Source organism: Desulfobacteraceae bacterium (assembly GCA_022340425.1).
Classification (GTDB): Bacteria; Desulfobacterota; Desulfobacteria; order Desulfobacterales; family JAABRJ01; genus JAABRJ01.
Genome location: JAJDNY010000143.1, coordinates 1 through 7,082, shown reverse-complemented (window position 1 = coordinate 7,082; position 7,082 = coordinate 1). Strand labels below are relative to the sequence as shown.

Here is a 7,082-nt window from a genome sequence, read left to right as displayed (position 1 = left end):
GCCTCGGTTTCCATGGCCCGCGACAGCAGGCGCCGGTAGCCGTCGCGCAGCGCCAGGCGCACCTGTTCGGCATCCTCGCCGCTGCCGTGGATGAAGCGGCTTTCCAGCAGCGCCAGGGCCGCCTCCTCGGGCGGCGCGATGCTTACGTTCAGGATGTCTTCGCGCTCCCCGCGGCGTATGGCCAAAATGCGGTGGGAGGGGGCTTTGGCGGCCGGTTCGGTCCAGTCGAAGTAATCACGGAACTTGGCACCGGCCGTCTCCTGACCGCCGGCCACGGTGCTGCGGATCACGGCCTGGGCGGCGAAGAGTTGGCGCATGTCGGCGCGCGCGGCGGGGTTTTCGGTGATCATTTCGGCGATGATGTCGCGGGCCCCGGATAGGGCCTCCTGGACGTCGGCCGCCCCTTTTTCGGGATCCACGAAAGCGGCCGCTTCCCCGGCGGGTGCGCACCCCGTTTGCGCCAAGAGGACCTCGGCCAGCGGCGCCAGGCCCTTTTCGCGCGCCGCCGTCGCCCGGGTGCGACGCTTGGGGCGGTAGGGCAGGTAGAGGTCCTCCAGCTGGGAGAGGCTCGCGGCGGCGTCGATTGCCGCCTTCAACTCATCGGTCAGGTGGCCGTGCTGTTCCAGGGACTTTAAAACCGCTTCCCGCCGGGCGTCCTGGGCCGCAAGAGCGGCCAGGCGGCCCCGGACCAGGGCGATTTGGATTTCATCCAGGCTGCCGGTGGCCTCCTTGCGGTAGCGGGCGATAAACGGTACCGTCGCCCCTTCGGCCAGCAGGGCGGCGGTTGCGGCGACCTGTGCGGGGCGCAGCTCGGATTCGGCCGCAATGGCGGCAATGTGGGCGTCGTTCATGGGCTCCTCTGGCGGGGCGGCAGGGCCGCCGGGCCGGTGTCGGGTCTTTTGGGCGGGGCCGGAAATATCCGGCCGTCTGCGGGCCTCAAGGGCGGTCCGCCGGCAGTCGATAAACAGGGGACCTTTGGTCCAATTGGCCTGCGTTCGGGCTGCGATCGGCGCCGGTTGCCGTGGGTTGCCGATTCGCGGCTGAACGAAAGCGTTTCAGGTTTTTCGCCATGCCCCGTTTCACCGTCATTGCCACAGGCACGCCGCTTCCCGGTTTCGACCGCGAGCAAGTGGTGCGCAACCTGGCAGCCCTCTTCAAGGGGCGGGCGCCGGCGGCCAAGCTTCTGACTGGGCAATCAGTGGTGGTCAAAACAGTTCTCGACGCCGCGGACGCCCGCCGCTACCAGCGGGCCTTGACCGCCGCCGGGGCGTGCTGCGAGATCCGGCCGGGCATTCCCCCCGACACGTCGCCGGCCGCAGCTTCACCCCCGGCCGGCACGCAGCCGCCCAAAAGACTGCGCTGTCCGCACTGCGGATTCGATCAGCCTGAGAATGAGGCCTGCGCCCGCTGCGGGATCATTTTCGCCAAATACCAGGTTTGCTCGCCCCGCGCCGGGACAACTTCAAGCAGGCCCGCAGCTGCCCCCCCGCCGCCCCGCCGCCGACTTCCCCCGGGGTTTTGGCGCGCCGTCCGGATTACGGCCCTTTTGACGGTGCTGGCCGTTGTGGCCGGCCACAGCTGGCTGGCCAAGGCCCGCAGCACCGACTGGGACGCCCCCCTGACGGTTGGGATCTACCCGGTCAATGCCGACGACAGCGATGCCGCCGGGCGATTTATCCAAAACCTGGACCCCGCCAGCTTTTCACCCATCACGGCCTTCATGCAGCAGGAGGCCCGGCGCTACGAGCTGTTGCTGGAGGATCCCTTTCGGATCCGGCTGGCCCCTGAAGTCCGCACACTGCCCCCTGCGGCGCCCGCCGGGCGCTCCCCCCTGGCCGTGATCTGGTGGAGTCTCCAGCTGCGCTACTGGGCCTGGCGGGCCGATACCCTGACTGAGGATCCGCCCGATATCAGGATCTTCGTCCTTTACCACGAAGCCCGCAGCGGCCGGCGGCTGCGGGATTCACTCGGGCTCCAGAAGGGCCTCCTGGGGGTCGTTTATGCTCGCGCCAGTGCGGACAACACCGCCAGGGACAACGTCGTCATCGCCCACGAGTTGCTCCACACCGTGGGGGCGACGGACAAGTACGATCCCGCCAGCGGACTTCCCCTTTTCCCCTTGGGGTTTGCCCGACCCGATCAAGACCCCCTCTACCCCCAGCAGGCGGCCGAAATCATGGCCGGCCGCATCCCCATCGCCGCCCGGGAAACCCGGATGCCCCCCAGCCTGCAGTACACCCTGATCGGCCCCCAAACCGCCGCCGAGATTCGTTGGCGCCCGTAATCCCGGTGGGCGTGATTTGCCGGGACCCCCTTTCCCCTTTTCCGATCGCTGCCGGTGCACTATGGTGGGTCGGCAGCGGTGCCCGGAAAGGGAAAAGAAAATGGGGGGTGAATGGCCTCGAGTTGCACCACCCGGCGGCGCGCTTGTTTGCCGTCTGGAAAAGAAGATCTCCTGGACCGTGCCAGGGACCTGCAGCGGCGTTTGGAGCACCGGGTGATCGAAGACGACGCCGTTCAACCCATCCAGCGGGTGGCGGGAATCGATGTCGCCTATCGGGGGGCATGGGCCTGTGCAGCGGTGGCGGTCTTTGGGCTGCCCCACCTCCAAGAGGTGGCATCGGCGGTTGCCGTCAAACGCGGTGTTTTTGACTACTTACCGGGTTTTTTCGCCCTGCGCGAACTTCCGCTGATGACACGCGCGCTGCGCAGGTTGGCATACCCCCCCGACGTGGTTCTGGTGGACGGTCACGGCAGGGCGCATCCCCGCCGGTTTGGAGCGGCATGTCATCTGGGGGTGGTGACCGACCTTGCCACCGTCGGCTGCGCCAAAACCCGACTGATCGGCGTCTACCGCGAACCTGGTCCCGAAGCGGGGTGTGCTGCGCCCCTTTTCGACGGCACCCAGCGGGTGGGGGCGGTGGTGCGCACCCGTCAGGGAGTCCGCCCGGTATTCGTCTCCATTGGCCACCGCATCACCCTCGACACGGCCGTGGCCTGCGTGCTGGCCTGCTGCCGGGGCTGCCGTCTGCCGGAGCCCCTGCGGCGGGCCCATCATCTGGCCCGCCTGGCGCTCGCAAGTGCCGGTTAGGCCCTCAAATGGCCGGGGTCCAGTTAAATCCGCTGTCGCGAACGCCCACCTGACGATCAACTGGGCGCCGGCTTCAACCCAAGCCCCCCCATTGCAGCCGGCCGGCGACACCCGTTGGTCTCCTTCCCGTGCTTCTCATGGGCGGCGGGGGACAAGCTGGGTTAATTCTTGGCAGAACCCGGTGGCCGGGCCGGGCCCCGGTTTCTTGCCGACGCGGCATTTGAGGTAGGCCTTCACCAGAATGGCTTCCAGTTCCTCGCGGCTCATTTGGTTCAGGTAGCGGTCGTCGCTCAAAACGGTTTCGATGCGCGCGTGGAGGTCCTCGTCGCCGCGGCCGTAGCGGCTCTGGAGACTGGCGAAGTGGTCGCGTGCGGTTTCCCGCAGGGCGGTCATGGGCAGGTTTTTGAAACCGGTGGTCACCCGGCCGATCTCGTCGGGTTCAGGCAGCAGCGGGGTTTCGAGGAGTTCTTTGAAATCTTCGCCGAAGCGCTCAAGCCCCCGTTGGATGTGGGTTTTTCGAACAAAGTTGATATCCGCCCAGCCGGCTCGCAGCCATTTGAACGTGGCGCAGCGCAGCAGTGGCGCCTGCGGGTCCAGTTCGTAGTAGACCATCAGGGTCAGGGAATCGTACATATGGGATTTCACCCAACCCAGCCCCGCCTTTTCCAGTCCCGGTTGGCCCGTGTAGAAGTAATCCCACTCCGCATCCCCTCCCAGCACCACCCCCCTTTTGCCGACCCCCGACGGCCGCTGCTGTTTGGAGAGCGAAATCAGGACCCGTTGGCCCTCATGGTAACACAGGATCAGGAGATTGTCGGTGGTGTAACGGTAATAGGCGCCGGTGAAAAGGTCCGGGGTGATTTCAATTTCCTCGACCCCCCGGACCAAGTGAAAATCACCCGGGGTGATGGCCACCTCCCACAGCCGGGGCAGGGGCTGGGGGCGGCCGTTAACCTCCGACCAGCTGGAGTAGCGAATCGAAGAGGGCATCAGCAGGTAGCCGGGCACCTCCGGGTTGAAGGCGTAGCGCAGCATGTGCGTCAGCGAGCAGGCGATATCGAATTCGTAGAAGGCCGATGTCAGCTCCGCGGGGCTGTCGGCATAGTAAAGGGTGTCCGCGGGTTTTGGTTCCCGCACGAAGGCCAGTACCGGGGCGACCAAGGCTGGCTGGAAAACGCTGCTCTGGGGGGACGCCAGGAGGGAGAAAAGATGCTCGATGCCAGGCCCAAGGGCCTCGGGCAGCTTGGCTTCAGTCGGGACGCCCCCGGCTGCCGGGTGCAACCCGGCCCAAGGCAGCAGCGCCAGCAGCACCAGCGCCGCCGCCAGTCGGCCCAATTTTTTCACAGTTGTCAGCACTCAGGCACACAGGGCGTTGCTGCCAGGTTTGAAAGCCCGGATCAAATCGGCGTCGATGATCGCCTCATAGCCCGTCATCTCGGCCAGGACCTCGTTGCGGGCGCCGAGGAAGGTGAAGTCGCCGCGTACCTTGCGGGCCGTCACAGCGCTGACCTGGAAAAAGGCCGTGACCCCCTCGACGGGGAAACGCCGGCAGTACTGGCGGTAGCGGGCACAGTAGCTCGGCAGGCAAACGGCCTGCCTTTCCTCGTGGCACCAAACGATGGCCAACTGGAAGGCGGCATCCAAGACCAAGGGGTCGGCCACCCACTGCCGCCGGGTCGGCCGCGCGATCCAGCGGGCGGGCTCGGGCGCTGCGGCAATTCGCGCGACGATGCCCGCCGATGAAATGCCGACGATCTCGGTGATACCCCGGAGGCTTCGACCATGAAAGAGGATCTCGTCATAGATTTCATCGACGCTGCGCGGGTAGGGCCTTTCACCCGCCAGCGTGATGTCGCCGGCGCTGACAGTTCGCGGGGTGGGGGGGACATCGTTTAAAATCGCCCGCGCGCGGGAATGGATCATTTCCTGGCCGCCCTTGAAGCCGTTGCGAATTTCCATCTCGACTTCGAAAACCCCATCCCTTCTGCGGGGCTTGGCGGCCATCAGGCGAATGGTCTTGGTGCCGTTTTCCAGGCGGATGCCCTTGAGCAGCCGGATGTTGTCAAGCCCGGTGAAGACCAGGCCCGGGTTGGCATGCAGAGCGCTGTCGCCGAACCACTCCGCCATCAGGGCAAAGGGCACCACCGGCAACCCGTCGATCTGGTGCGAGGCGAGAACCGGGTAAGTGGCGACGTCCACTTCGTGTTTCTGGGTCAGATAGAGCGGGGTGCTGGGGACCGCCGCCGGCGGTTGCGCCGGCGCTGCTTCTTGTGACGGCTGAAGCGCGCTGCCGATGACGACCTCGACAGGTTCGGTGGCGGCGCCACTCATCTCCCGCACAAGGCAGGCTGCCCCCTCCTGGGCGGGTATCAGCCCGACGCCCCGACGCTGGAATTCGCGCTTCAGGGCCGCCGTCACCATGCCGCCGTCCCAGGGGCCCCAGTTGATGGCGCTTACCTTGCAGCCGGGCCGCTGCCGGGCCACCTGACAGGCGAGCTTGTTGAGCACCTCGTTGGCCATGGCGTAGTCCACCTGGCCGCGGTTGCCCATGCGCCCGGCCACCGACGAGAAGATCACCAGATACCGCAGTTCGTCCGCCGGGAGGGCCTCCAGGAGGGCCACCAGGCCGGCCACCTTGGTGTCGAACACCCGGTCGAACTGTTCGGCCGTTTTGGAGCCGATCTGGCGGTCTTCCAGTACGCCGGCGCCGTGGAGGATCGCCCGAACCGGACCGTAGTCTGCCCGAACACTGTCCAGCAGGCGTTTGACTTGGTCGGCGTCGGTGACGTCGATGGCATGGTAATGGACCTGGGCGCCGGTGGCGCGCATCTTTTCGAGGTTGCGGGCGATTTCACGGGCGGCGCGGTGTTTTTGAAAGGCACTTTCCACCACCACCGGCGAAACTGGCTGTCCCCGGAGTTCGTTGACGATAATCGCCTTTTTAACGGCTTTTTCATCGGTCAGCCCCTTCAGCCAAGCCGGCTGACCGCTGGGCAGCGGGCTGCGACCCAGCAGGACAAGGGTCGGCTGGACCGCGCGCGCCAGTTCCAAAGCGCTTTGGGCTGTAACCCCGCGGGCGCCGCCGCTGACCACCACCACCTCACCCGCTGCGATGTTCAGCGGTCCTTGGGAAACAGCGGCCGGCCGCAGGCCGAGCTGCACGCATCCCGCGGCGCTCAACCCGGTTTCGACGGCTCCCGGGCGGGTGGGCCGCAGCAGCTGTTGCACCACGGCCTGGGCCACTCGGGGCCAGTCCTGCCACTCGGGGTCGACGTCCAGCGCGTGGCAGGTCACTGTGGGCCACTCGATGGCGGCGGTTTTGATCAGGCCGGCCAGGCCGCCCTGGTAGGGATCGTCGATACGCCCGCCGTTAAACCCGAAGGCGCCGTCCAGGCAGGTGACGCTGGCCAGCAGGGCCCCCTGCCGGACGGCGGCGGCCCTCAGGCCGGTTTCGGCCCGCTGGGCCAGGCGAAAGGCCATTTTAAGGCCGTCGCTGGCGTCGCCCGCAGCCGGCGCCGGGACGGGCAACAGCACCAGACCAGCCGCCGTTTCGATCCGCTCATCGGCCAGCAATTCAGGCGCTGGCAAATGCAGGCTGGCAAAGCCGGCCGTGGCCAGTTCGGATGCGATCGCTGCCGAAAGCGGTGTGCCGTTGTCGGTGACGGCAACCGGGAGGTCTGCGGGAAGCGAGACGGTTGTGCGCTCCTCGCCGGCGGTCAGCAGCGTGACCACCTGGCGCTGCACGCCGCTGGAGGTCTCCGGGGGCGGGGCTGGGACCACCGTCAGGGGCTCCTGCGGGGCCGCTGCCGGCGTGCTGCCGGCGGCGGGTGTCAGATGGGTGATGATCTGACCCAGGGTGCGCAGGCCGGCCATGGTGTCCGGGGCCACCGGGGGCAGCTCGGGGTGGCGCTCCTCCAGGGCGGAGAGGATCTCCACGCGTTTGATGGAGTCGATGCCCAGATCGGCCTCGATGTCCATCTCCAGGCTGAGC

At 67.1% G+C, this 7,082-nt stretch carries 5 protein-coding genes; 2 read left to right on the top strand and 3 right to left on the bottom strand.

Annotated features, from left to right (window positions below; genetic code table 11):
• The coding region (locus tag LJE63_12380) for an RNA-binding transcriptional accessory protein (GenBank protein MCG6907402.1) at window positions 1-851 on the bottom strand (851 nt) is incomplete at its 3' end.
• Window positions 852-1,069: 218 nt separating this feature from the next.
• Between LJE63_12380 and LJE63_12375 the strand changes: the two genes are divergently transcribed.
• Both LJE63_12375 and LJE63_12370 read left to right on the top strand, forming a co-directional pair.
• Entirely contained in the window at window positions 1,070-2,284 is a 1,215-nt protein-coding gene (locus LJE63_12375) for a hypothetical protein (protein MCG6907401.1), read from the top strand.
• A gap of 147 nt (window positions 2,285-2,431) precedes the next feature.
• Entirely contained in the window at window positions 2,432-3,091 is a 660-nt protein-coding gene (locus tag LJE63_12370; GenBank protein ID MCG6907400.1) for an endonuclease V, read from the top strand.
• A 135-nt stretch (window positions 3,092-3,226) separates the two neighbouring features.
• Here LJE63_12370 and LJE63_12365 read toward each other — a convergent pair whose 3' ends face one another.
• Together LJE63_12365 and LJE63_12360 are read right to left on the bottom strand one after the other, a co-directional pair.
• On the bottom strand, window positions 3,227-4,435 hold the full coding sequence (locus tag LJE63_12365; GenBank protein ID MCG6907399.1) for a hypothetical protein: 1,209 nt from the start codon (window positions 4,433-4,435) through the stop codon (window positions 3,227-3,229).
• 12 nt (window positions 4,436-4,447) lie between these two features.
• Window positions 4,448-7,082 (bottom strand): SDR family NAD(P)-dependent oxidoreductase (locus LJE63_12360; protein ID MCG6907398.1); only part of this gene is annotated, 2,635 nt, incomplete at its 5' end.